Source organism: Flavobacterium croceum DSM 17960, from assembly GCF_002917885.1.
GTDB lineage: Bacteria > Bacteroidota > Bacteroidia > Flavobacteriales > Flavobacteriaceae > Flavobacterium > Flavobacterium croceum.
In genome coordinates, this window is record NZ_PQNY01000003.1 from 115628 (window position 1) to 139960 (window position 24333).

The window sequence follows — 24333 nt, forward strand, 5'->3', positions numbered from 1 at the left end:
TAAATAGACTGCCATTTTTTATACTATAGAAAAATAAGTATTACTTATTTGTAACTCTAATATCTACTCTACGGTTTTGAGCCTGACATTCTTTAGTATCATTAGCCGCACAAATAGGGTGTTGCGGACCATAGCCTTCAGCAGAAATTCTAGAAGCTGCTATACCTGCTTTTACTAATTCATTTTTAACAAAATTTGCTCTTTCAGCAGAAATTTTATTATTAGCATCTACCGAACCTGTATTGTCTGTATAACCTCCAAGTTTTATAGTAGCTTTTGGAAAATCTTTTAAAATTTTAGCAATATTATCTACTTGTTCTTTCGATTTTTCAGTTAATTCACTTTTACCTAATTTAAAATAAGTTCTGTCTAGCGAAATCCAACCTTTAGTTTTATCGGCATCAACTTTGGCTGTAGCATCAGATAAAAAGGAAAACAATTTTTTCTCAGAAGAAACTTCTCCTACTTTTAAAACAGCTCCTGAAGGAAGTTTTATCTCTCCAACAGAGCCTAAATCATAAATATAATTACCGTCTGCATCAACTTTTGATGTTGCTGTTCCCTCGCCTATGTATTTTCCGTTTTCGTCATACATAGCCATACATTTTGCTTTTTGATCGGCAGAACAACCTAATGAGTCACACATTTTAGCACACTCGCCTTTACTCATTGTAGCACATTTACTCATGTCGCATTTACCATTCATTTCTCCTTCTTTCATTTCAGAGCAACAAGCCGAACCTTCTTTTTTACAAGACTCATTACCATGACCATTACCTAATAGTGGTGCAATTACCAAACCTACTAAACACGTTAATTTAATTAAAATATTCATTGATGGCCCCGAAGTATCTTTAAAAGGATCACCAACTGTATCACCTGTTACAGCTGCTTTGTGCGCATCAGAACCTTTGTAAGTCATTTCGCCGTTGATTACAACACCTGCTTCAAAAGATTTTTTAGCATTGTCCCATGCACCACCAGCATTGTTTTGGAAAATAGCCCAAAGTACACCCGATACACAAACGCCTGCCATATAACCTCCAAGAGCCTCTGCTCCCATAAATAAGCCTAATAATATAGGAGTTATAATCGTTATAGCACCTGGCAACATCATTTCACGTAAAGCAGCTTTGGTAGAAATATCTACACATTTTCCGTATTCTGGTTTGCCTGTACCTTCCATAATACCTGGTATTTCACGAAACTGACGACGCACTTCGTTTACCATGTCCATAGCTGCTTTCCCTACAGATTGCATAGCAAGAGCAGAGAAAACTACAGGTATCATACCTCCAATAAATAAAGCAGCCAATACATCGGCTTTAAAAATATTTATACCATCTATACCTGTAAAGGTTACATAGGCAGCAAACAATGCTAACGCTGTTAGCGCAGCCGAAGCAATAGCAAATCCTTTTCCTACTGCTGCAGTTGTATTTCCTACAGAGTCTAACACGTCTGTTCTTTGACGTACTTCTTTTGGCAATTCACTCATTTCGGCAACACCACCCGCGTTGTCTGCAATTGGACCAAAAGCATCAATGGCTAATTGCATTGCTGTAGTAGCCATCATCGCTGAAGCAGCAATAGCAACACCGTAAAATCCTGCTAGAGCATAAGCTCCCCAAATAGCAGCCGCAAATAAAATTACAGAACCAAAAGTTGATTTCATACCTGTTGCTAAACCAGCAATAATATTGGTCGCTGCACCTGTTGATGAGTTTTGAACAATATTTAAAACTGGTTTTTTACCAAGTGCTGTAAAATATTCTGTAATAGCAGAAATCAACAATCCTACACCTAAACCTACTAAAGTAGCGTAGAACACGTTAATTCTTGGTATTTCACGTACACCTTCTCCAAAGAAGTTCATGTTGATTTTTTCTGGCAACATCATACCTATTAAAAACCAACAAGCAACAACTGTTAAAGCTAAAGAAATGTAATTTCCTAAGTTTAAAGCACCTTGTACTTGTGCTTCTTTTGCATCGTTATTTTTTACTTTTACAAAGAAAGTACCAATAATTGAAGCTAAAATTCCTATACCAGCAATTACTAATGGTAATAAGATTGGTCCCATTCCATTAAATTCTGTTAAAGTAGTTCCTGCTTCTTTCATGTCTTTAATGATATAGTTACCCAATACCATAGAAGCTAATACTGTAGCTACATACGAACCAAATAAGTCGGCACCCATACCAGCTACATCTCCTACATTGTCACCAACATTATCGGCAATAGTGGCTGGATTACGTGGATCATCTTCTGGAATACCTGCTTCTACTTTACCTACTAAATCGGCTCCTACATCGGCAGCTTTGGTATATATACCTCCCCCTACACGAGCAAACAAAGCAATTGATTCTGCTCCTAGAGAGAATCCTGCTAGAGTTTCTAATACCATAGACATATTATCGTAGAATGGTTTAGAAGTGTCGCTCATAAATTGGTTAAGGAAAAATATAAAGAATAAACTTAATCCTAATACTGCTAATCCTGCTACACCTAAGCCCATTACTGTACCACCACCAAACGAAACGTTTAATGCTTGTGGCAAACTTGTTTTGGCTGCTTGTGTAGTTCTTACATTGGCTTGGGTTGCTATTCTCATACCAATATTTCCTGCCAAAGCAGAAAAAATAGCACCAAAAATAAAAGCAACTACAATCATCCAATGTGAAGCACCTGAAAATTGAGAAACTGCAAATAATGCAACTGAAGCAATAACCACAAAGATTGCTAAAATTCTGTATTCTGCTTTAAGGAATGCCATAGCACCTTCTTGAATACTTTTTGAAATGCTTTGCATTTTGTCGTCACCAGCATCTTGTTTGTTTACCCAAGACGCTTTGATTGCCATAAATGCAAGACCTACTAATGCCATTACTATAGGCACATAAATCATAAATTCATTCATATTTAAGTTATTATTTTTGTTAAAAATTTAACAAATATAAATAAAAAAGGTAACTTGAATGATGTCAAATTACCTTTTTATTAATATATTTATTTATCGTATACTAAATAAACCTTCAGGTTTGTTTTCAAGCGCATTAAATCGATCTATACACTCTTTTAATATGTTTCTGGCTTCGTGCACATCGCCCCAACCTTCTACATCTACTTGCTTGTTTTCTAAGTCTTTGTATACTTGGAAGAAATGTTCAATTTCTTTGAGCAAGTGAGAGTTTATATCGCTTAAATCGTTTAGTTTATTCCAAATTGGATCTGATATAGGAACACAAATTACTTTTTCGTCTGGACCTTTATCGTCTGCCATGTGAAATACTCCAATAGGTTTTACTTCCATTACACACCCTGGAAAAGTTGGTTCTGTAACGAGAACAAGCACGTCTAATGGGTCGCCGTCTAATGCAAGGGTTTCTGGAATAAATCCATAATCTGCGGGATACATCATAGAGGAAAAGAGCATACGATCGTAACGGATTTTTTTTAGATCAAAGTCATATTCATATTTGTTTCTACTTCCTTTTGGTATTTCGATCAGTACGTCGAAAGATTCTTTTTTATCTGCTGTCATACTTACTTTTTTTGCGGTGGCAAATGTAATTAAAACTTAGTGTTTTTTGGTATTATGTATATAAATTTTGCAGGTTTTTTAAAAATATATAGTGTTGCGTTATACACTACGGTTTCTTATTGATAAATAATGATGCCATAATATATAGGTAGCATAAGATCGGTAAGGTTTCCATTGGTTTGCTTTTTCTTCCATTTGCTGTATTGTTGTACAACCAAAAAGTTCTTGCATTGTTTTTTGTACAGCTATATCGCCTACTGGAAAAATATCGGGGTTTTGAAGGCAAAACATCATGTATACTTGCGCTGTCCAATTGCCGATTCCTTTTAATGAGGTAAGTTTTTTGAAAATTTCTTCATTTGGAAGTGTGTGTAAATTTTCTATATCTATTGTATTATCAACGATTTGTTGGGCTAGATTTTTAATGTAGAGTGTTTTTTGTTTGGAAACACCCAATGTTTTAAATTGTTCGTCGGAAATTAATAGTAGTTTTTTGGGAATTATTGGACTATGATTTTCTATTTTGATGTAACAAGATTTTGCCGATGCTATTGATACTTGTTGCTCTAATATAAGATGTACTAATGCTCCAAAACCTGCTTTGCGAGTAGTTATTTTGGGCATTCCATAGCGTAGTATTATGTTTTGAAATATGGGTTCTGCTTGTGTGAGCTGTTGTATGTAATTTTGTATCATGTGCATGAGGGATAGTAGCGGCATCCTTTTGCATACATTTACTTTTTACAAAAAGTAAATGTATGCAAAAGATAGAGCGGATAGCCCGACCCGCAAGGGCATGCCCTAGAAATAAAAACCGAAAGAGCCTTTTATGGTAAAATTACTCGTTTCTGGAACGTCGCGATAGTTACCTCGCCAAGCAAAATCGAGTCGGAATACTTTAAAGATATTACCTATGCCAAACCCGTATTCCCAATAGGGTTTTGTTGGGGCTAAGTACTGAATATCTGACGCATTTATTTTTATATTTTCGTCTGAAATGGTTCCGTAGGCTGCACGGATACCTATAATTTCTCTAAGGTTTAATTTTCTTAGTTTTGGAACTCTTGAAAATATTTTTCCTTGAAAATTATGTTCCCAATTGAATGTAGCATATTGATCTGTAACAAACTCGTAGTAGTTAAGGTTGCTAAAGGTGTTTTCTATAGAAAAATAGGATTGGTTTCCGGGTACTACACTAAGTAATCCGAGAGGAACTTGACCGAATGTTTTTCCTAATTCTAGTGTGAAATTGCTTTTACCGAGCCCGGCAACACTCATAGGTTGTTTGTAGTACAATTGTAGTTTAGTGTAATCAAAATCGCTATCCAACAATCCTTTAAATCCTTGTGTTACATTGGCATATATTCGGCTAAAAGGGTTGGTTGCATAAAGTCTTTCTACTCCATAACCCACTGATTTTTTGTTGGGTGTAAAATCTATTTGAAAACTTACTTCTGATTGTTTTACCTCGCCCGATGTTGTAGTATAGGTATCGTTTGTAAAATAATCCATATTGAAAATATCTGAAGCAGAGCTTAATTTTTTGTGTGTAAACTCTGTTCTAAAAATAAGATTTTTTACAGGTTCTATTTCGGCAGAAAACATAGATAGATTTACATTGGATAATTTTCCATTGGTCCCCGAGCTTAAAAAACTTGTTGTTGCAAAACTTCTACCCAACACATCGTTGCTGCCTGTAAGATTGGCTCCTATTTGTTCTACATCTCTACGGTTGCCTGCGGCAAGAATAATTCTGTTTTTTTTGTCTACCATCCATTTGCCTGAAACTCCATATTTGAATTTATCGTCTTTAAAACCGTAGGCTGTATAGGCTTGTAATCGCCATTTATCGTTTGGTCCAAAATAGGTTCTACCTCCTACTCTTAGCCTTAATCCTTCTACATAATTGTAACCAAACGTAGAGAATATTGGGCCATAATCAAATTGTTTGTAATTGATGTAACCACTACCTAATATGGTAACTAAATTGTAGGCTTGTTTAAATTTTTTTACCGTTTTGAGTGTATCTAGCATTTTGTAGATGCCTATTTCGTCTTTGTTGAGTTTTTCAAAGCGATTTTCTTCCCAATATTCATTGGAACGGTTGTACACTTTATTGTCTACATAATTTACTTCTTCTCTGTAAAATTTTTCTGGTTTTTCTTGATTGTATTTATGGTTTCTGTACAATGTTGTACGTTTACCGTAAACCCCTTGTGATTTTTCTTTTTTGTTTATCGAAAAATCAGACATCATATAATCTCGTGTAAGTATAAATACCGAATCGTTTTCTACATCAAACTCTTGTTCTAGAAAAATATCTTTAACCCAATTTATATTTGCACTTTTGGTAACCGACATTTCTATTTTTTTAATGGCATAGGTTGTATCGTTTACCCAAAAATTTCCTTTAAATGTGAGTTCGCCTTTACGTCTTGGGTAAAACACTATATTGTAGCACCATTTTTTATCGATATAACTACTATCGCTCAACACATAATTGTATGTATCTATACCTGTTCTAGACAAAGGTGATGTAAAGTTTTTATCAAAAAAGGTGATGTAATTATCATAAATATTATAATCGCTGTATAAATCTTTAATAAATGTATTTACTCCGTCACCATTCCCTAAACCTGAATTTTTATTGGCTTTGATAACTTCTTTTTCTTTTCCTATTTTATTATCGCCGTATACATCGTAAATCGATTCGTTAATAAAAATTGGTAAATACGTTTTGCCTGTTACATCTGAAGTGTCTACTTTACTAAAAACAAACTCTAAGCCTTTAAATACTTTACTATTCATAAAAGAACTATCTATGGTATTTAAATCGAATTCTACTTTTTCGTATTTTTCGTATTCATATTGATGAAACATTTTGAGTCCGTTACTTTTTTTACGAGCCCATATTTTTCTCAAAATATCTATAGCAGGGTTATTTTTTTTTGATGTTTTTCCTTTAAATATTACTACTTCTTGTAATACTTGTTCTGATTTTAATACAATTTTAAGGTTAAAATTTACAGATTTATCCAAAGGAATTTCTGCTCTTTGATAACCTACAAACGAACAGTACAAAGCTGTATATGTTTTATCGGATTCCATATAAAACTTACCGTTGTCATCGCTTACCACACCAGATGTAGAACCTTTAAAAACAATATTGGCAAAAGAAATGGGTTTGTCTTCGGCATCAACAACAATACCAGATACTTTGGTTTGCGCCCAAGTTATTTGAACCAATACAATAAGTATAAATATAATTTTTTTCATAGCGTAAATAAAAAAGCTTCATTAAGTAGTTTACTTAATGAAGCCTCAAATATAATTTATATTCTTATTTATACATTACTTTTTTTACTGCTTTAACAACATCGTTAGCATTTGGCAACCATTCTTTTAATAATGCAGCCGAAAAAGGTGCTGGAGTATCGGCGGTAGTAATACGTTGCACAGGAGCATCTAAATAATCAAATGCACGCTCTTGTACCATATATGTAATTTCTGAAGCTACACTAGCAAAAGGCCAAGCCTCTTCGAGAACTACTAATCTATTTGTTTTTTTAACAGAATTGATAATACAATCGTAGTCCATAGGGCGCACGGTACGCAAATCGATTACTTCGCACGATATACCTTCTGTAGCTAATATTTCTGCTGCTGTAAGAGCTTCTTTTATAATTTTACCAAAAGAAACAATAGTTACATCTTTTCCTTCTCTTTTAATATCGGCCACACCCAATGGAATAGTGTATTCACCCTCTGGCACTTCTCCTTTATCGCCATACATTTGTTCCGACTCCATAAAAATAACAGGGTCGTTATCTCGAATTGCAGATTTTAATAATCCTTTAGCATCATAAGGTGTAGAAGGAACTACTACTTTAAGACCAGGACAATTAGCATACCAATTTTCAAAAGCTTGAGAGTGTGTTGCAGCCAATTGACCTGCAGAGGCTGTTGGCCCTCTAAAAACCATAGGCATAGAGAACTGTCCGGCTGTCATTTGACGCATTTTTGCAGCATTATTTATAATTTGATCTATTCCTACTAATGAGAAATTAAATGTCATAAATTCAACAATTGGTCGGCAACCGTTCATAGCAGATCCTACAGCAATACCTGCAAAGCCAAGTTCGGCAATAGGTGTATCGATTACTCTTTTTGAGCCAAATTCATCCAACATTCCTTTGGAAGCTTTGTATGCACCGTTGTACTCTGCTACTTCTTCACCCATAAGATAAACAGCTTCATCTCTACGCATTTCTTCGCTCATTGCTTCACAAACGGCTTCTCTAAATTGTATTGTTCTCATATATATTATCTTATTCTATATCTATATTACGAAATGCAAAAATAAAAATTTAATATGAGAAAAATACATATTAAACCCATTTAAAAATAGTAGAAGTATTGATTTTCTACGAAAACGATTGAAATTTGAAAAAATATTATGCGTGCATATAAAAATTAGAAATATATTTTATATTTTTACCCTCAGAAACTTATTACACAAAATAATATGAAAATACTTGTATGCATAAGCCATGTGCCAGATACCACTTCAAAAATAAATTTTGTAAATGGTGATTCTGAGTTTGATACCAATGGCGTCCAATATGTAATAAATCCTAATGATGAATTTGGTCTTACTCGTGCTATTTGGTTCCAAGAACAACAAGGAGCTAAAATTACTGTAGTAAATGTGGGTGGTGTAGACACCGAACCAACTTTAAGAAAAGCACTTGCAATTGGTGCAGACGATGCTATAAGAGTAAATGCAAACCCTACAGATGGCTTTTTTGTAGCTAAACAATTGGCAGAAGTGGTTAAAAATGGCAACTACGACCTTGTTATTTGTGGCAAAGAATCGCTTGACTACAACGGAGGAATGGTACCTGGTATGCTAGCCGCTTTACTTAACTATAATTTTGTAAACGCAGTTACTGATATTAAAGTAGAAGGAGACCAAACCAAAGTAGCTCGAGATATAGACGGTGGTAAAGAAATTGTTGCAACAGCACTTCCGTTGGTAATAGGTGGGCAAAAAGGAATTGTAGAAGAAAAAGACTTGCGTATACCTAATATGCGAGGTATCATGACAGCTCGAACAAAACCTTTATCTGTAGTAGAACCAGTAGATGCTACACAAACCACACAAGCTGTAAAGTTTGAAAAACCCGCACCAAAATCGGCTGTAAAAATGATAAGTGCTGACAATTTGGACGAGCTTATTAGTTTACTACACAACGAAGCAAAAGTTATTTAATTAAAACTCTTAAAAACGCAATCAAGATGTCTATATTATTATATGCAGAATCGGCAGAAGGAAAACTAAAAAAAGTAGCTTTTGAACTTTCTTCTTATGCAAAAAAAGTTGCCGAAACACTAGGTACAACTGTAACTGCAGTAACCATAAACTGCAACAACAATGCCGAATTATCAAAATACGGAACAGATAAAGTAGTTAAAATAATCAATCCAAGCTTAAACGATTTTAACGCAAAAGCATACGCCGATGCAATAAAACAAGTAGCACAAAAAGAAAATAGCCAAGTAATTTTACTTTCTTCTACTACCGATAGCTTGTATCTAGCGCCATTAGTAAGCGTAGCTTTACAAGCAGGATATGCTTCAAACGTAGTGAGTTTACCATTAGCTATAAATCCATTTCAAGTAAAAAGAACCGCTTTTTCAAACAAAGCTTTCAACATTACAGAAATAAATACCGAAGTAAAAGTTCTTTCAATTTCCAAAAACTCTTTTGGAATTGTTGAAAACAACACTTCGCTAACCGAAGAAGACTTTACGCCAAACCTAAACCAAGAAGATTTTGCAGTAAAAACAGAAGCTGTTGAAAAAGCTACAGGCAAAGTAACCATAGCCGATGCCGACATTGTAGTATCTGGCGGTCGTGGTATGAAAGGCCCAGAAAACTGGCACATAATAGAAGATTTAGCCAATACACTAGGCGCCGCTACAGCTTGTTCAAAACCCGTATCAGATATTGGTTGGAGACCTCATAGCGAACACGTAGGGCAAACAGGTAAACCCGTAGCATCCAACCTATACATTGCCGTAGGCATATCTGGAGCCATACAACACATTGCAGGTATTAACTCATCAAAAGTAAAAGTAGTAATCAATACCGACCCAGAAGCTCCATTTTTTAAAGTTGCTGATTATGGCATTGTAGGCGATGCGCTCGAAGTAGTACCTCAACTTACCGAAAAATTAAAAGCTTTCAAAGCACAAAATCACTAAAATATAACTAACTCAACCCGAAAGTAGGCTGTTGCATTATTTGCAGCAGTCTATTTTATTTAGAGCATTTGTTTTTTTTAAGAAGCAAAACTTTTTTGCTACCTTGCAAACCATATTCCTGCTGTACGCTTTATCTTTTTGTTTTTGAAATATAGATTATACAAACCACAAAAACAAAAAGGATGCCGCTTCCATCAGGGCTAAAAAATATACTTTTAGACTATTTGTAATCGTATTTAAAAACTATAAAGCATAATGAGTTTAGTAAAACTTACCATAAAAGGAATTTCTTACAGCCAAACACAAAACGGAGCATACGCCCTAATACTCAATGAAGTAGACGGCGAAAAAAAACTTCCGATCGTAATTGGTGCGTTTGAAGCACAATCTATAGCCATAGCCTTAGAAAAAGAAATAAAACCACCTAGACCACTCACACACGATTTATTTAAAACCTTTGCCGACCGATTTGATATTGTAGTAAAACAAGTTATTATACACAAACTTGTAGATGGTGTTTTTTATTCGAGCATCATTTGCGAACGCGACAAAATAGAAGAAATTATAGACGCCCGAACTTCCGATGCTATAGCACTAGCACTGCGTTTCGATTCGCCTATATTTACATATAGAAACATACTAGACAAAGCAGGAATATATTTGAGCAATAACCCTGCAGAAAATGAAGACACCGATAGCCCAATAAACAATCTAGAAGACGTGGTAAGCTACCAACCAGAAAAAACTTCTGAATTAAGCGGACTAACAATTACCGAGCTTTACACTCTTTTGGACGCTGCTGTACAAGAAGAAGACTATGAAAAAGCAGCAAAAATAAGAGATGAGATTTCAAAAAAAGAATCTTAACCATGAAACAATACCACGACTTAATAAAACACGTTTTAGAACACGGTGTTCAAAAAGGAGATCGCACCGGCACTGGTACTAAAAGCGTATTCGGGTACCAAATGCGATTTGATTTAAGCGAAGGTTTTCCTATGGTTACAACCAAAAAACTTCATTTAAAATCAATAATATATGAGTTATTATGGTTTTTAAAAGGTGATACCAATATAGCATATCTCAACAAAAATGGCGTTAAAATTTGGGACGAATGGGCAGACCCAAATGGAGATTTAGGCCCCGTATATGGACATCAATGGCGCAATTGGAATAGTGAAGAAATAGACCAAATTACAGAGCTTATAGAAACCTTAAAAACCAATCCAAACAGCCGCAGAATGCTCATTTCGGCTTGGAACCCTTCGGTTTTACCTAATACTTCTCAATCATTTGCCAAAAATGTAGCACAAGGTAAAGCTGCATTACCACCATGCCATGCTTTTTTTCAGTTTTATGTAGCACATGGTAAACTCTCTTGCCAGCTATACCAGCGCAGTGCCGATATATTTTTGGGCGTTCCTTTTAACATTGCTTCTTATGCCCTACTTACTATGATGATAGCGCAAGTTTGTAATTTAGAAGCGGGAGAGTTTATACACACTTTTGGCGACGCACATATTTACAACAATCATTTTGAACAAGTAGAACTACAACTTTCTAGAGAACCAAAACCTTTACCAAAAATGATATTAAACCCAAAAGTAAAGAATATTTTCGATTTTACTTTTGAAGACTTTACCTTAGAAGGTTACGACCCTCACCCACACATCAAAGGAATTGTGTCTGTATAACTCATTTTTTTTAATTTAATAGTTTAAAATCAATCCATTATGAATGCAGAACAACACGAAATATATGAATACGCACGAAAACGAATTGCTCAAAAAAAACGATTTTATTTTCATTTTTTTGTATTCTTCACGACCTCTGTTTTCCTTTTCATTCTCAACAAATGGGTTGGTATAGGCAAAGAATACCATTGGCACTTATGGGCTACACTTATATGGCTGTTTTTAGTAATAATTCATTTTATTCAAGTATTTATAATAGACAGTTTTATGAATAAAAAATGGGAACGAGAACAAATAGATAGACTTATGGCAATGCAACAAAAAAAACTAGAACAGCTTAAAAACGAACTAGAAAACCAAAAAAAATGATTATACTAATTGCTGCTACTGCCCAAAACAATGCTTTAGGTAAAAACAACCAACTACTATGGCATTTACCCAACGATTTTAAGCACTTTAAAAACCTTACCTCGGGCCACTATATCATTATGGGCCGCAAAACCTTCGAAACTTTTCCAAAACCCTTACCAAACCGCACCCACATCATCATTAGTCGTTCGCAATACCAAGCGCCCGAAGGCTGTATTACTGTAAACTCATTACACGAAGCCATACAAAAATGCCCAAAAGACCAAGATATTTACATCATTGGTGGCGGTCAAATATACCAACAAGCAATAAACATTGCCAACAAAATAGAACTCACACGAGTACATCACCATTTTGAAGCCGATACTTTTTTCCCAGAAATAGACCCTAACAAATGGCAACTTATTCAAGAACATTACCACCCTAGCGACGAAAAACACGCCTATAGTTTTACTTTTCAAACCTATATAAAAAAATAGTTTTTTTTCTAGAAGCGAATCGGTAGTGCAATTGCTATACCCTATTCCTGCCATCACTATTAGGCTTTCGCTTCGCTACAGCGCTAGCCGTTCTGTCAGGGCTAGATTGCCAACCATAAAACGAGAAAAAGAAAATAAATTTGTACTTTTGCCCAAAATTTTACCTTATGTCTCAAAACATTACGCCTTATAAAAATTCTACACTCGGAAAAAAAGAACAAGTAACGCAAATGTTCGATACTATTTCTGAAAACTACGATGGACTCAATCGCGTAATTTCGTTTGGAATAGATGTAAAGTGGCGTAAAAAAGTACTTCAAATGGTGGCTTCTCAAAACCCCGAAACCGTACTAGATATAGCTACAGGAACTGGAGACTTAGTATTGTTGATGGCACAAACCTCAGCCAAAAAAATTATTGGATTAGACATCTCTGCTGGAATGCTCGAAGTAGGCAAGAAAAAAGTAGCCGAAAAAAAATTAGAACATAAAATAGAAATGGTACTCGGCGATAGCGAAAACATACCCTACCCCGACAATTATTTTGATGCCATTACAGTATCTTTTGGAATAAGAAACTTTGAAACTTTAGAAAAAGGTCTTGCAGAAATATTACGTGTACTCAAACCCAATGGTATTTTTGTAATTTTAGAAACTTCGGTACCTACCCAATTTCCGTACAAACAAGGTTATGGAATTTACACAAAATATATACTGCCAACCATAGGAAAATTATTTTCCAAAGACCAAGTTGCCTACGGATATTTATCGGAATCTGCCAATAATTTTCCATTTGGAGAAAAGTTAAACAATATTTTGCGAAAAGTTGGGTTTATAAATGTAGTGCATCAACCCCAAACGTTTGGTGTAGCTACTATTTATTCGGCATCAAAAAAATAATCATCATGAAAAAATGCTTCATCCTAATACTCATTGGTTTATACAGCATATCTGCTGTGTCTCAAACCAAAGGGTTATTTAGCAAAGACCCCATTATAAATCTAGAAAACTGGAATAAACAAAGAGTATTTTGGGGATTTTTTTTAGGATTTAACAACTACGATTTTAAAATTGACTACAAAAAAAACCAACCTACAGATATTTTGGTTAAAAGCACAACAGGTTTTAATGTAGGTTTAATTGGTAATTTAAGACTTCAAGAATATGTAGATTTACGCTTTGAACCAGGACTTTATTATGCTCAACGCGATTTGACTTTTCCAAATTTAACACGCGAAAAAGATTACCTCAGACAAGTAAAGGCAACCTATATTCATTTTCCTTTATTATTAAAATATTCTGCATTACGCACAGGAAATGTACGCCCGTTTTTACTTGGCGGATTGTCTACTACTTTAAACCTTAGTAGCAATTCTAAAACCAAAGATGATAATGTTCAAAACCGTTTTAGAGTACAACCTTGGACACAAAATTACGAACTAGGCTTTGGTATCGATATTTATACCGAGTACTTTGTTTTTTCGCCGTCTATACGTGGAGTATTTGGTTTTAAAGACGAGTTGATAAGAGACAACGATCCAAACAGCCCTTGGACAAGTAATATAGAATCTATGAAAACGCGAGCAATTTTAATAAATTTTGCTTTTCATTAACAATTCCGTTTAAATTCGCTTAAAAAAATAGCCGTTGCAGAAGCCACATTTAAACTTTCTGTTTTTTGGTGTGTTCCAAACCTAGGAATAGCAATTTTATGAGTAACCAAACGCTCTATGTTTTTTGAAATACCATTGGCCTCATTGCCCATAACAAGAATACCTTGTACAGGTAATTGCTGTTGATACACATTTATACCGTCCATAAACGTGCCATAAATAGGCAAATTGGTGTTTTGTAAATAGTTTTCCAAATCAATATAACTTACTTGTACTCTAGCTATAGAACCCATTGTTGCCATAACGACCTTTGGGTTATACAAATCTACGGTTTCTTTGCTGCATACTATTTGAGAAACTCCATACCAATCACAAAGTCTTATTATAGTACCAAAGTTACCTGGGTCTCGCACATTATCCAAAGCGAGTACCAATCCGTTTGTTTGCATGGGTTTCTCGGCAGGAATTTCAAAAACAGCCAAACAACTACTAGGAGTGGCTAAACAACTTATCTTTTGCATTTCTGTATCAGAAACTAGATGCTTTTTAATACTCGAAACTTGCGTAAACAAACTACTATTGGTTACAAATAGTTGGTGTAAAACATATTCTGCATCGAGTAACTCATCTATTACTTTTATTCCTTCGGCAATAAAAAGCTGGTGCTGTAGTCTATATTTTTTGTGTTGCAATGAGGTTATGAGCTTAATTTGGTTTTTACTAAGCATAAAATATGTATTTTTGAAAAAAATTGTCGTTTTTGAAAAATAGAATTACAAAAATAGCATTATATCTTGTAACCTTGCTTATTGTAAGCTGTAATATTACGAAAAGGGTTCCAAATGGAAAGAGACTTCTTTCTGAATCTGATATTTTGGTAAACAATAAAATATCGAAAGATGAAGAGGCTTATTATCAATTGTACCAAAAAAGAAATAGTTCTATTTTGGGCTACAAGTTAAGGCTGAATTTGTATAATTTGGCAACTCCAAAAAAAGACTCTTTGTATGAAGCTTGGCTTACAAAAAACCCAAAAACACATCAGTTTTTAACGAGTTTTTTATCTGATAAGCAAGTAAATAGATTAGGAAAATCATTTGTTGTTTCGGGTATGGGAAATTTTTTACGAGGTATTGGAGAACCTCCAGTTATACTCGATAGTACCAGCACCAAAAAATCTTTAAAAAGATTAGAGTCATTTTATTTTAACAAAGGGTATTTTGATGTAAAAAATCATTTTGTTGTAGATACTTCCAAGGCAAAGCAAGCTTTTTTGAAATATTATATAGAACTTGGCAATCCGTACAGTGTAGATTCTTTGTATTCCAAAATTGACAGTCCCGTTTTAGATTCTTTGTATCAAAAAGGATTAAAACAAACCGTATTAAAAACTAACAAACAATATAGCACAGAAGATTTAAACTACGAGCGTACACGTATTACAAGCCATTTTAGAAACAACGGAGCCTATCTATTTCAATCAAATTATATTACTTATGATATAGATACCATTGGAAAAAAATATAAAACCAGTGTAGGCACGCTGATTAAGAATTTTAATTATTACGAAAACGACACATTAAAACAAGCTCCTTTTAAACTCTATAAAATAAACCGAGTAAACATTTATACAGATCATAGCAACAACAAAACTGAAAACTTTATTATAAAAGACAGTACACAGTATAGTGATTTTTATTTGTACAGTCAAAAAAAATTAAAATACCGCCCAAAATCTATTACCGATGCTATTTTTATTACCAAAGGAAGTATGTTTTCGGACGAAAATACATCACTCACATCAAGATACCTTAGTAACCTACGTGTGTTTAACTACCCAACCATAATTTACAAACCCGATCCAAAAGATAGTAACGGACTTATTTCAGAAATTTATTTAGTACCTCGAAAAAAATACACTTTGAATACCTCTGCCGATTTCACACATTCCAACATACAAGACTTTGGTATATCGGGTAATAGTTCGGTGAGTATTCGAAATGTTTTTAATGGAACCGAGACTTTTGAAATAGGCTTGAGAGGTACTATTGCAACGTCCAAACAATTGGCAAATCCAGACAATCGCTTTTTTAATATTTCGGAAATTGGTATCGATGCTAAATTGAATTTTCCGAGAATATTTTTTCCAATAAAAACAAACAAAATAATTCCAAAAAGCATGATTCCTTCTACTACTTTAAGTGTAGGTTTTGCCAAACAAACCAATATTGGTCTTGACAAACAAAATCTTACAAGTAGTTTTAGTTACAATTGGAAACCAAGTTCAAAAACTACGGCAAAATTCGATTTATTTAATATTCAATTTGTAAAAAATTTGAATATTGGCAATTATTTCAACATCTACAAATCGTCTTACACTACTTTGAACAATCTTGCTTTGGCCTACAATGCTAATACCAATTATTTTTATACAAATCCAGATACAAATTTGCCCGAGTTAATAATAGAAGATGGTGTTGGTGGATTTATATACGATGCCTTAGTACAACCTAATAACCTAGGTAATCCGTTTATTTCTCTAGAAGATTACAAAACTGTTTTGAGCATATTGGAACGTTACAACAGGCTTACAGAAGATAATTTAATATTTGCTTCTACATTTTCATACAATAGAACTACCCAAGAAAACACAGGCGATAAAAATTTTCATTCATACAAATTTAAAGTAGAATCTGCAGGAAATTTCTTGGCGCTAATAGCTAGAATGTCTAAACAATTAAAAACACAAGAAGGAGCGGGTACTTTTTTTGAAGTACAATATTCACAATATGTAAAAGGAGAATTTGAGTTTATAAAACATTGGGATTTATTTGGCAAAAATGTACTCGCAACACGAATGTTTGCTGGAATGGCAATACCCTACGGAAATTCGAAAACTGTTCCTTTTTCTAGAAGTTACTTTTCTGGAGGTTCAAACGATAATAGAGCATGGCAACCTTATAGTTTAGGCCCTGGCAGTAGCGGTAGTATTTTTGATTTTAATGAAGCTAATATGAAAATTGCTCTAAATGCCGAACTTCGTTTTCCAATGTTTGGTAAATTTAATGGAGCTATTTTTGCCGATGCTGGTAACATTTGGAATTTTTTGGATGCCACTACCGAAAAATCATTTTTATTCAAAGGAATTAATTCGTTAGACGAATTTGCCTTAGGTACAGGTTTTGGACTTCGTTACGATCAAGGCTTATTTGTAGTGCGTGCCGATTTGGGTTTTAAAACCTACAACCCTGCCCTAGAAGTAAATCACCGTTGGTTTAAACAAATTAATCTAAACGAGTCGGTTATAAATATTGGTATTAATTATCCGTTCTAATTTTTAAAATTAGTATTTTTGTAAATTATTAAAACTAAAAACAATGGCACATAACATTAAACCCGGAGTTGCAACAGGCGACGATGTACAACATATTTTTAATTACGCTAAAGAAAAAGGATTTGCACTACCCGCAGTAAATGTAGTAGGTTCTAGCACTATAAATGGAGTTTTAGAAACGGCTGCAAAACTTAATGCACCTGTTATTATTCAATTTTCAAATGGTGGAGCACAATTTAATGCCGGAAAAGGCTTGAGCAATGAAGGAGAAAAATCGGCCATACTTGGTGCCATTGCAGGAGCAAAGCACATACACACATTAGCAGAAGCTTATGGAGCAACTGTAATATTACACACAGACCATTGTGCCAAAAAATTACTTCCTTGGATAGACGGTTTATTAGATGCTTCTGAAAAACATTTTGCCGAAACAGGTAAACCACTTTATTCTTCACACATGATAGATTTGTCGGAAGAACCTTTGCATGAAAACATCGAAATATGCAAAACTTATTTGGCAAGAATGAGCAAAATGGGTATGACTCTAGAAATTGAACTAGGAATTACAGGAGGAGAAGAAGATGGTGTAGACAACTCTGACGTAGATAGCTCGAAACTATACACACAACCCGAAGAAGTTTGCTACGCTTATGAAGAATTGATGAAAATAAGCCCTCGATTTACTATAGCAGCGTCTTTTGGAAACGTACATGGTGTTTACAAACCTGGAAATGTAAAGTTGATGCCGATCATTCTTAAAAATTCTCAAGAATACATTCAAAATAAATTACAAACACAAAGCAATCCTGTAGACTTTGTATTTCATGGCGGTAGCGGCTCTACCTTAGAAGAAATTAGAGAAGCTATCTCTTATGGTGTAGTTAAAATGAACATCGATACCGATTTACAATTTGCTTTTACCGAAGGTATTCGTGATTATATGACTTCAAAAATAGAGTATCTAAAAACCCAAATAGGTAACCCAGAAGGTACTGATGCGCCAAACAAAAAACATTACGATCCAAGAAAATGGGTGAGAGAAGGAGAAATTACCTTTAACAAACGATTAGAACAGGCTTTTGCCGACTTAAATAATATAAATACATTATAAATTTGTTTCAAGTTTAAGGTTTCAAGTTAAACTCTAACTTGAAACTTTTTTTAACCTCAAACTAAAACGTATGGCTTGGTTTAAAAGAAAAGAAAAAGGGATTCAAACCCCAACAGGTGAAAAAAAAGATGTTCCTAAAGGACTATGGTATAAATCGCCAACTGGAAAAATTATTGATACCGAAGAATTAGCAAAAAACTTATGGGTAAGTCCAGAAGATGATTTTCATGTTCGTATAGGTAGTAAAGAGTATTTTGAAATATTGTTTGACAACAATGAGTTTAAAGAGCTTGATGCCAAAATGACTTCCAAAGATCCTTTAAACTTTGTAGATACCAAAAAGTATTCTGACAGGTTAAAAGATGTAATGAGCAAAACCAAACTCAACGATGCTGTACGCACAGCTGTGGGCAAATCAAAAGGAAAAGATTTGGTTGTATGTTGTATGGATTTTGCTTTTATTGGAGGTTCTATGGGGGCTGTAGTAGGCGAGAAAATTGCACGTGGTATAGATTATTCTATTAAACACAAAACACCATTTGTAATGATTTCCAAATCGGGAGGCGCTCGTATGATGGAGGCTGCTTATTCGCTTATGCAGTTGGCAAAAACCTCTGCAAAATTAGCCCAACTTGCCGAAGCCAAAATACCTTATATTTCTTTGTGTACAGACCCTACAACTGGAGGTACAACAGCTTCATACGCCATGTTAGGAGATATTAATATTTCTGAACCTGGTGCTTTAATAGGTTTTGCAGGCCCTCGTGTAGTGCGTGATACCACAGGAAAAGATTTGCCAGAAGGGTTTCAAACAGCAGAGTTTGTGTTAGAACACGGGTTTTTGGACTTTATTACTCCAAGAAAAGAACTAAAAGATAAAATAAATTTATATCTAGATTTGATATTAAATCAAGAAATTAGATAATTTTACTTTTTACTTAAAAAATAATTGCTGTCTATAAGTATTTAAAAAACTTTTAGACAGTTTTTTTGTACCTATTCTTTAACAAATTTTATTATTTTTCTTTCTTGTGAAGCATTTTTTAAAACCAGTATATAGTTACCCAACTCTAATTCACTTAAATTCAAACTATTATTTAAATCTTTATCAAGAATTTTATCTAAAATAATTTGCCCTAAATGATTAAAAATTGTGGCAGAAGTGAAATTAATATTATCAAAATAAAGTATATCTTTTACAGGGTTTGGATAAAATACGATAGGCTCTATATTTTCAAAATCTGTATTTAAAGTACTTGAAATAGTAAATTGATAAGGTGTTTGATAGTTTGTATTCGTTGGATTTTCACTAGTAATCTTTAAAAAATAATTACCTGCTAAAAGTGCTCTTGAAAAATTTAGGCTACCTCCTATACTGTTCTGTACTGTACCAATTAAAGCTCCCGATTCGTCTAGTATAGAAGCACTCATTGTTGATGTTGTTATATTAGTAATTGACACATTAGCATTTACAGAATTAGTAATTGAAAACTTATAAAAATCGTTATCTGCCGCTACTAGATTTTGAACGGTTGTAAATCCAAAATATAATTTATTAGTATCAACAGTATAAGCTAACTCTTTTACATTAGGTTCATCTAACCCCTGCATAATTTGATAATAATAGCTAGTAAGCTCTGTATGGTTTTCAATTAAATCATAGCCAGAATTGTAATAAAACAATTTTGCAGGATAAGTTAATAACGGATAATAATAATTAAGATTTGATGAAGGTTCTGCTACAATTCCATCTGTAGTGATATTAGTACCTGAAAAGTTTGTAATTCTACCTATTACACACGAATAATCTATAAAATTGTCGATAGGTTTTTGATTTAAACCAACAATAGTTTCACCTAATATTCCATTACAATTAATATCAACATTATAAAAATGAGGGGTATAAGAATTGTCATTCATATTGGTATTATTTTGGACTTCTATTCCTCCAAATAAAAATCTACCTGGCTCTCCACTATAATAATATGTAGATTTTAAGTCTCTTATAGCTTCCGATTGTAAATCAGTTCCTGTAAAATATGCCAAAGAACTATCACTTGCATTACTACCTCCATTTGGGGTACCTACGCAAAGTAATTTTGCTACATGGTGGTAATTATCTGTTTGCCAATTGTAGGAATTTTGAATATACTCTCTAGAAGCTAAGCCTCCCATACTATGCCCTACTAAAACAACTTTATTTTTACCCGTTATTTCCATTATGCGTTGTATCGCTACTTTAATAGCAGCTCCTTGCTTAGCAATAGCCGATTGATTACTTAAAACTGTAGTACCCAAAGTTCCACTAGGGTTTACGTTAAAATTTATGTAATAATAATCTCCATTTTGAACAGAACTTTCAAATGCTATAATATCTGCATTTGAAACGGGATAAAAGTTCTTGTTGGTAGTCGTATTATTACCATCTGCATTTAAGCAAAAATCAAATCTACCACCAAATGTGAACATATATTGAGTGTCAAAATAATTTGTAGTAACATTCCATGTTTCGGAACTAGAATTAAGACCATGTATAAATACTATAGGATAAGGCAATTTACTTTGAAATGTTTTTAAACCATTGATAGATTTAAATACTATTTTTACACTTGAGGTATCTGGTAATTTAGTTTTAAACGAAAAGTCTACTTCTTTATTTTGGGAGTAATTTTTTGAGAAAAAAAACAAAATAACAATAAAAAATAATGCCCTTGTCATAATTATATTTATAAAATAAAATGCAAGATATTATTTTTAAATTTCAAATTTGATTAAAATGAACACAAAATAAAACATCTGTTTTTTTGTAAAGTATTACATGCCACTTCGAATAGCTTCTACTGGGTCGAGTTTGGCGGCTGAATAGGCTGGAATAATACCCGCCAACAAACCAATAAATATGGCTAAACCAGAACCTAACAATATTTTGCCAAAACTAAGTACAAACTCAAAATCTAATGCTGCCGAAAGTATTACGGCAATAATCCAAACCAAAAATATTCCTACCAAACCTCCAAACAAACATAGTATAACAGCTTCAAACAAAAACTGAAATAAAATAAATTTTCTTTTGGCTCCTAATGATTTTTGAATTCCTATTTGATTTGTACGCTCTTTTACAGAAACAAACATAATATTGGCAATACCAAAACCGCCTACAAGTAACGAAAACAAGGCAATAATCCACCCCATAAGGTTTAAGCTAGAAATAATAGATTCTATTTGGTCTGCGGCTCCTTTAAGTAAATTAACAAAAAAATTGTTGTCGTCACTCGATTTTAACCCTCGCTTGAGTCGGAGTTTTTGTGTTATCTCGTCTTGAGCGTCTTCTAGAGTTGCGCCAACAATGGGTTTTGCTACGATAATTGGTGTAAAAGCATCATTACTATCTCCATACATGGCTCGAACTTTATTAAGAGGAATATAGGCCGAATTATCGGGATTTGGGCCAATACTCACCATACGCTCGCCTACTTTTTTTAACACTCCTATTACTGTAAATCTTTGTCCGTATAAACGAACTTCTTTATTCATTGCATTACTACCAGAAAACAAAGCATCGGCAATGTCGTAACCCAAAACAATACAATTTCTACCTGTATTTGATTCGCTTTCGTTAAAAAACCTACCTTCACCTAATTCAAGTAAATCAATATCAGCGTATTCAAAAGTACATGGTCTAATGCTTACCGAACTTGCTGTAACACTCTCGTTTTTAATATTTTGATTGTTCGTAAAATATTGATAGCTTAGAGTACCTGTTTTGGTACAATTGTTTTTTAAATAAAGATATTCTTCATAATTCATTTCTGGAAATTGTTCTATTTTCCATCGAGGAACATTTGATGGGCCAAATGGGTATTTGAAGATAAAAATGGTTTTGCTATCTAGGCTACTTAAGTCTTTTTTTATTTTACGATCGAGTGAATCTACAGCTGCAAGCACTGCAATAATTGAAAATATACCAATAGTTACTCCTAAAAGCGACAAAAATGTGCGCAATTTATTATTGCGTAAGGCATTCATTGCAAAGCCAAAACTTTCTTTTAATAAACGGATGTAAACTATCATAAGCTATATACAAGTTCTCTATTGGTAGCTATTGTGAACAAAATGTTACAAAAATGCGGTAGTTTTTTATCTAACCCTGATAGAGCCAAATAGCTCGTAGCGTAGCGGAGACTATGGGCGAAAGCAGGAATATAGATTACAAACAAGCACTAGCGTTTTTGTTTATAAAAAATATAAAAACAGTCTATTTAATTTTGTAAAAAAACTATTTTTGCGCCACAAACAACAACACAACATTTATGACAACTTTAAAAAGCATTCATTCGGCTTTAGTATCTGTATTTTATAAAGATGGGCTTGAGCCAATTGTAAAAGCTCTTCACGCTAATGGCGTAACTATTTATTCTACAGGTGGCACTGAAACTTTTATTAAAAACTTAGGAATTCCTGTAGTTGCAGTAGAACATATTACTGATTTTCCTGAAATATTGGGCGGAAGAGTAAAAACATTACATCCTAAAATTTTTGGAGGTATATTAAATCGTCAAAACAATCATCAAGACGGCATAGAAATGCAACAACACAATATTCCGCAAATAGATTTGGTTATTGTTGATTTATACCCGTTTGAAAAAACAGTTGCTTCTGGTGCAAGCGAGCAAGATATTGTTGAAAAAATAGATATTGGAGGAATTTCTCTACTACGTGCAGCGGCAAAAAACTTTGAAGATACTGTTATTGTGCCTTCGGTGGCAGAATATGACTTGTTTTTGAAATACTATCTCGAAAATAACGGTGGCACTACGCTAGAACAAAGAAAAGTATTGGCTGCCAAAGCTTTTCAGGTATCATCGCACTACGACACTGCTATTTTTAATTATTTTAATGAAAATGAAACTGTGTTTAAGCAAAGTTTTTCAAATGGAAAAACACTACGATATGGCGAGAATCCGCACCAAAAAGGATTTTTCTTTGGAGATTTTGAAAAAATATTTACACAATTGCATGGTAAAGAATTGTCGTACAACAACTTATTAGATATTGATGCAGCAGTAAATTTGATTTTAGAATTTAAAGAAAATCTACCTACGTTTGCCATTTTAAAACACAACAATGCGTGTGGTCTAGCCACCAGAAACACGATGAAACAAGCCTATCTCGATGCGCTTGCTGGCGATCCTACTTCGGCATTTGGTGGTATATTGATTGCTAATAATGCAATCGATGTAGAAACGGCTCAAGAAATAAACCATTTATTTTGCGAAGTAGTCATTGCTCCTGCTTTTACAGACGAAGCCCTTGAAATACTTAAAGAAAAAAAGAATAGAATTATTTTAACATTGCATGATGTGCAGTTACCTCAACAACAAGTGAGAACTTGCCTAAATGGTGTGTTGGTACAAGATAGAAATAGCGTAACTGACACGCAAGAAAACTTAAAATTAGTCACCAAAAAAACAGCTACACAAACAGAAATTGACGATTTATTGTTTGCTTCAAAAATATGTAAAAACACCAAGTCGAATACCATTGTTTTAGCAAAAAACAACCAACTTATCGCTTCTGGAACAGGGCAAACCTCGCGAGTAGATGCCTTAAAACAAGCTATAGAAAAAGCACATTCTTTTGGGTTTAATTTAAAAAATGCGGTAATGGCTAGCGATGCTTTTTTTCCTTTTCCTGATTGTGTAGAAATTGCTCACAATGCAGGAATTACAGCAGTAATACAACCTGGAGGTTCTATAAAAGACGAATTAAGCATTGCGTATTGTAACCACAACAATATAGCTATGTTCTTTACAGGAACTAGACATTTTAAACACTAAATAAAACCAAGAGTTAATTCGCAAATTAAAACTTTGATATTCAGTGCTATATATTGAATATCAAAGTTTTTTTATTTCTTAAATAA

General features: G+C 33.8%; 20 protein-coding genes. 12 read left to right on the plus strand and 8 right to left on the minus strand.

What is annotated here, in order from left to right:
• Nucleotides 1-40: 40 nt before the first annotated feature.
• The 5 genes from Q361_RS03080 to Q361_RS03100 all read right to left on the minus strand — a co-directional run bounded on the left by Q361_RS03080 (nt 41) and on the right by Q361_RS03100 (nt 7862).
• A complete protein-coding gene (locus Q361_RS03080) occupies nt 41-2920 on the minus strand; it encodes a sodium-translocating pyrophosphatase (RefSeq protein WP_103725253.1) in 2880 nt (959 codons plus the stop codon).
• 93 nt (nt 2921-3013) lie between these two features.
• Nucleotides 3014-3544: an inorganic diphosphatase gene (locus tag Q361_RS03085; RefSeq protein ID WP_103725254.1), complete on the minus strand. Its 531-nt coding sequence runs from the start codon at nt 3542-3544 to the stop codon at nt 3014-3016.
• A gap of 99 nt (nt 3545-3643) precedes the next feature.
• Entirely contained in the window at nt 3644-4240 is a 597-nt protein-coding gene (locus Q361_RS03090) for a DNA-3-methyladenine glycosylase family protein (RefSeq protein WP_103725346.1), read from the minus strand.
• Between the two features lie 105 nt (nt 4241-4345).
• On the minus strand, nt 4346-6820 hold the full coding sequence (locus Q361_RS03095; protein ID WP_103725255.1) for a DUF5686 family protein: 2475 nt from the start codon (nt 6818-6820) through the stop codon (nt 4346-4348).
• Nucleotides 6821-6884: 64 nt separating this feature from the next.
• Nucleotides 6885-7862, minus strand: coding sequence for a pyruvate dehydrogenase complex E1 component subunit beta (locus Q361_RS03100; RefSeq protein WP_103725256.1), 978 nt, complete (start codon nt 7860-7862; stop codon nt 6885-6887).
• Nucleotides 7863-8069: 207 nt separating this feature from the next.
• Here Q361_RS03100 and Q361_RS03105 point away from each other — a divergent pair, with 207 nt between their 5' ends.
• From Q361_RS03105 to porT, 8 genes are all read left to right on the plus strand, one after another.
• Complete coding sequence (locus tag Q361_RS03105) at nt 8070-8816, plus strand: electron transfer flavoprotein subunit beta/FixA family protein (protein ID WP_103725257.1); 747 nt, start codon at nt 8070-8072, stop codon at nt 8814-8816.
• A 26-nt stretch (nt 8817-8842) separates the two neighbouring features.
• Nucleotides 8843-9811, plus strand: a complete 969-nt coding sequence (locus Q361_RS03110; protein WP_103725258.1) for an electron transfer flavoprotein subunit alpha/FixB family protein — start codon at nt 8843-8845, stop codon at nt 9809-9811.
• Between the two features lie 255 nt (nt 9812-10066).
• Complete coding sequence (locus Q361_RS03115) at nt 10067-10678, plus strand: bifunctional nuclease family protein (RefSeq protein WP_103725259.1); 612 nt, start codon at nt 10067-10069, stop codon at nt 10676-10678.
• A gap of 2 nt (nt 10679-10680) precedes the next feature.
• Nucleotides 10681-11505, plus strand: coding sequence for a thymidylate synthase (locus Q361_RS03120; RefSeq protein ID WP_103725260.1), 825 nt, complete (start codon nt 10681-10683; stop codon nt 11503-11505).
• Nucleotides 11506-11544: 39 nt separating this feature from the next.
• Nucleotides 11545-11874 (plus strand): 2TM domain-containing protein, encoded by a 330-nt coding sequence (locus Q361_RS03125; RefSeq protein ID WP_103725261.1) that lies wholly within the window; start codon nt 11545-11547, stop codon nt 11872-11874.
• On the plus strand, nt 11871-12353 hold the full coding sequence (locus Q361_RS03130; RefSeq protein ID WP_103725262.1) for a dihydrofolate reductase: 483 nt from the start codon (nt 11871-11873) through the stop codon (nt 12351-12353). Before Q361_RS03125 ends, Q361_RS03130 begins: the two co-directional genes overlap by 4 nt.
• A gap of 167 nt (nt 12354-12520) precedes the next feature.
• A complete protein-coding gene (gene ubiE / locus Q361_RS03135) occupies nt 12521-13252 on the plus strand; it encodes a bifunctional demethylmenaquinone methyltransferase/2-methoxy-6-polyprenyl-1,4-benzoquinol methylase UbiE (protein ID WP_103725263.1) in 732 nt (243 codons plus the stop codon).
• Nucleotides 13253-13257: 5 nt separating this feature from the next.
• Nucleotides 13258-13965 carry a type IX secretion/gliding motility protein PorT/SprT gene (gene porT, locus Q361_RS03140; protein WP_103725264.1) on the plus strand — a complete coding sequence of 236 codons (708 nt, stop codon included), beginning with the start codon at nt 13258-13260 and terminating at the stop codon, nt 13963-13965.
• Here the strand turns inward: porT and Q361_RS03145 are convergent.
• On the minus strand, nt 13962-14693 hold the full coding sequence (locus Q361_RS03145) for a TrmH family RNA methyltransferase (protein WP_103725265.1): 732 nt from the start codon (nt 14691-14693) through the stop codon (nt 13962-13964). The two genes, porT and Q361_RS03145, sit on opposite strands and share 4 nt — an antisense overlap.
• Nucleotides 14694-14725: 32 nt before the next feature.
• On the opposite strand from Q361_RS03145, the gene tamL reads away from it, so the two are divergent.
• The 3 genes from tamL to accD all read left to right on the plus strand — a co-directional run bounded on the left by tamL (nt 14726) and on the right by accD (nt 19335).
• On the plus strand, nt 14726-17299 hold the full coding sequence (tamL, locus tag Q361_RS03150; RefSeq protein ID WP_103725266.1) for a translocation and assembly module lipoprotein TamL: 2574 nt from the start codon (nt 14726-14728) through the stop codon (nt 17297-17299).
• A 43-nt stretch (nt 17300-17342) separates the two neighbouring features.
• Nucleotides 17343-18410: a class II fructose-bisphosphate aldolase gene (fbaA, locus tag Q361_RS03155; RefSeq protein WP_103725267.1), complete on the plus strand. Its 1068-nt coding sequence runs from the start codon at nt 17343-17345 to the stop codon at nt 18408-18410.
• Between the two features lie 70 nt (nt 18411-18480).
• Nucleotides 18481-19335, plus strand: a complete 855-nt coding sequence (accD, locus tag Q361_RS03160; RefSeq protein ID WP_103725268.1) for an acetyl-CoA carboxylase, carboxyltransferase subunit beta — start codon at nt 18481-18483, stop codon at nt 19333-19335.
• Nucleotides 19336-19406: 71 nt separating this feature from the next.
• Here accD and Q361_RS03165 read toward each other — a convergent pair whose 3' ends face one another.
• Together Q361_RS03165 and Q361_RS03170 are read right to left on the minus strand one after the other, a co-directional pair.
• Nucleotides 19407-21128, minus strand: a complete 1722-nt coding sequence (locus tag Q361_RS03165; RefSeq protein ID WP_103725269.1) for a T9SS type A sorting domain-containing protein — start codon at nt 21126-21128, stop codon at nt 19407-19409.
• Nucleotides 21129-21224: 96 nt separating this feature from the next.
• Nucleotides 21225-22481 carry an ABC transporter permease gene (locus Q361_RS03170; protein WP_103725270.1) on the minus strand — a complete coding sequence of 419 codons (1257 nt, stop codon included), beginning with the start codon at nt 22479-22481 and terminating at the stop codon, nt 21225-21227.
• A 239-nt stretch (nt 22482-22720) separates the two neighbouring features.
• Between Q361_RS03170 and purH the strand changes: the two genes are divergently transcribed.
• Nucleotides 22721-24247 (plus strand): bifunctional phosphoribosylaminoimidazolecarboxamide formyltransferase/IMP cyclohydrolase, encoded by a 1527-nt coding sequence (gene purH / locus Q361_RS03175; RefSeq protein WP_103725271.1) that lies wholly within the window; start codon nt 22721-22723, stop codon nt 24245-24247.
• Nucleotides 24248-24333: the final 86 nt, after the last annotated feature.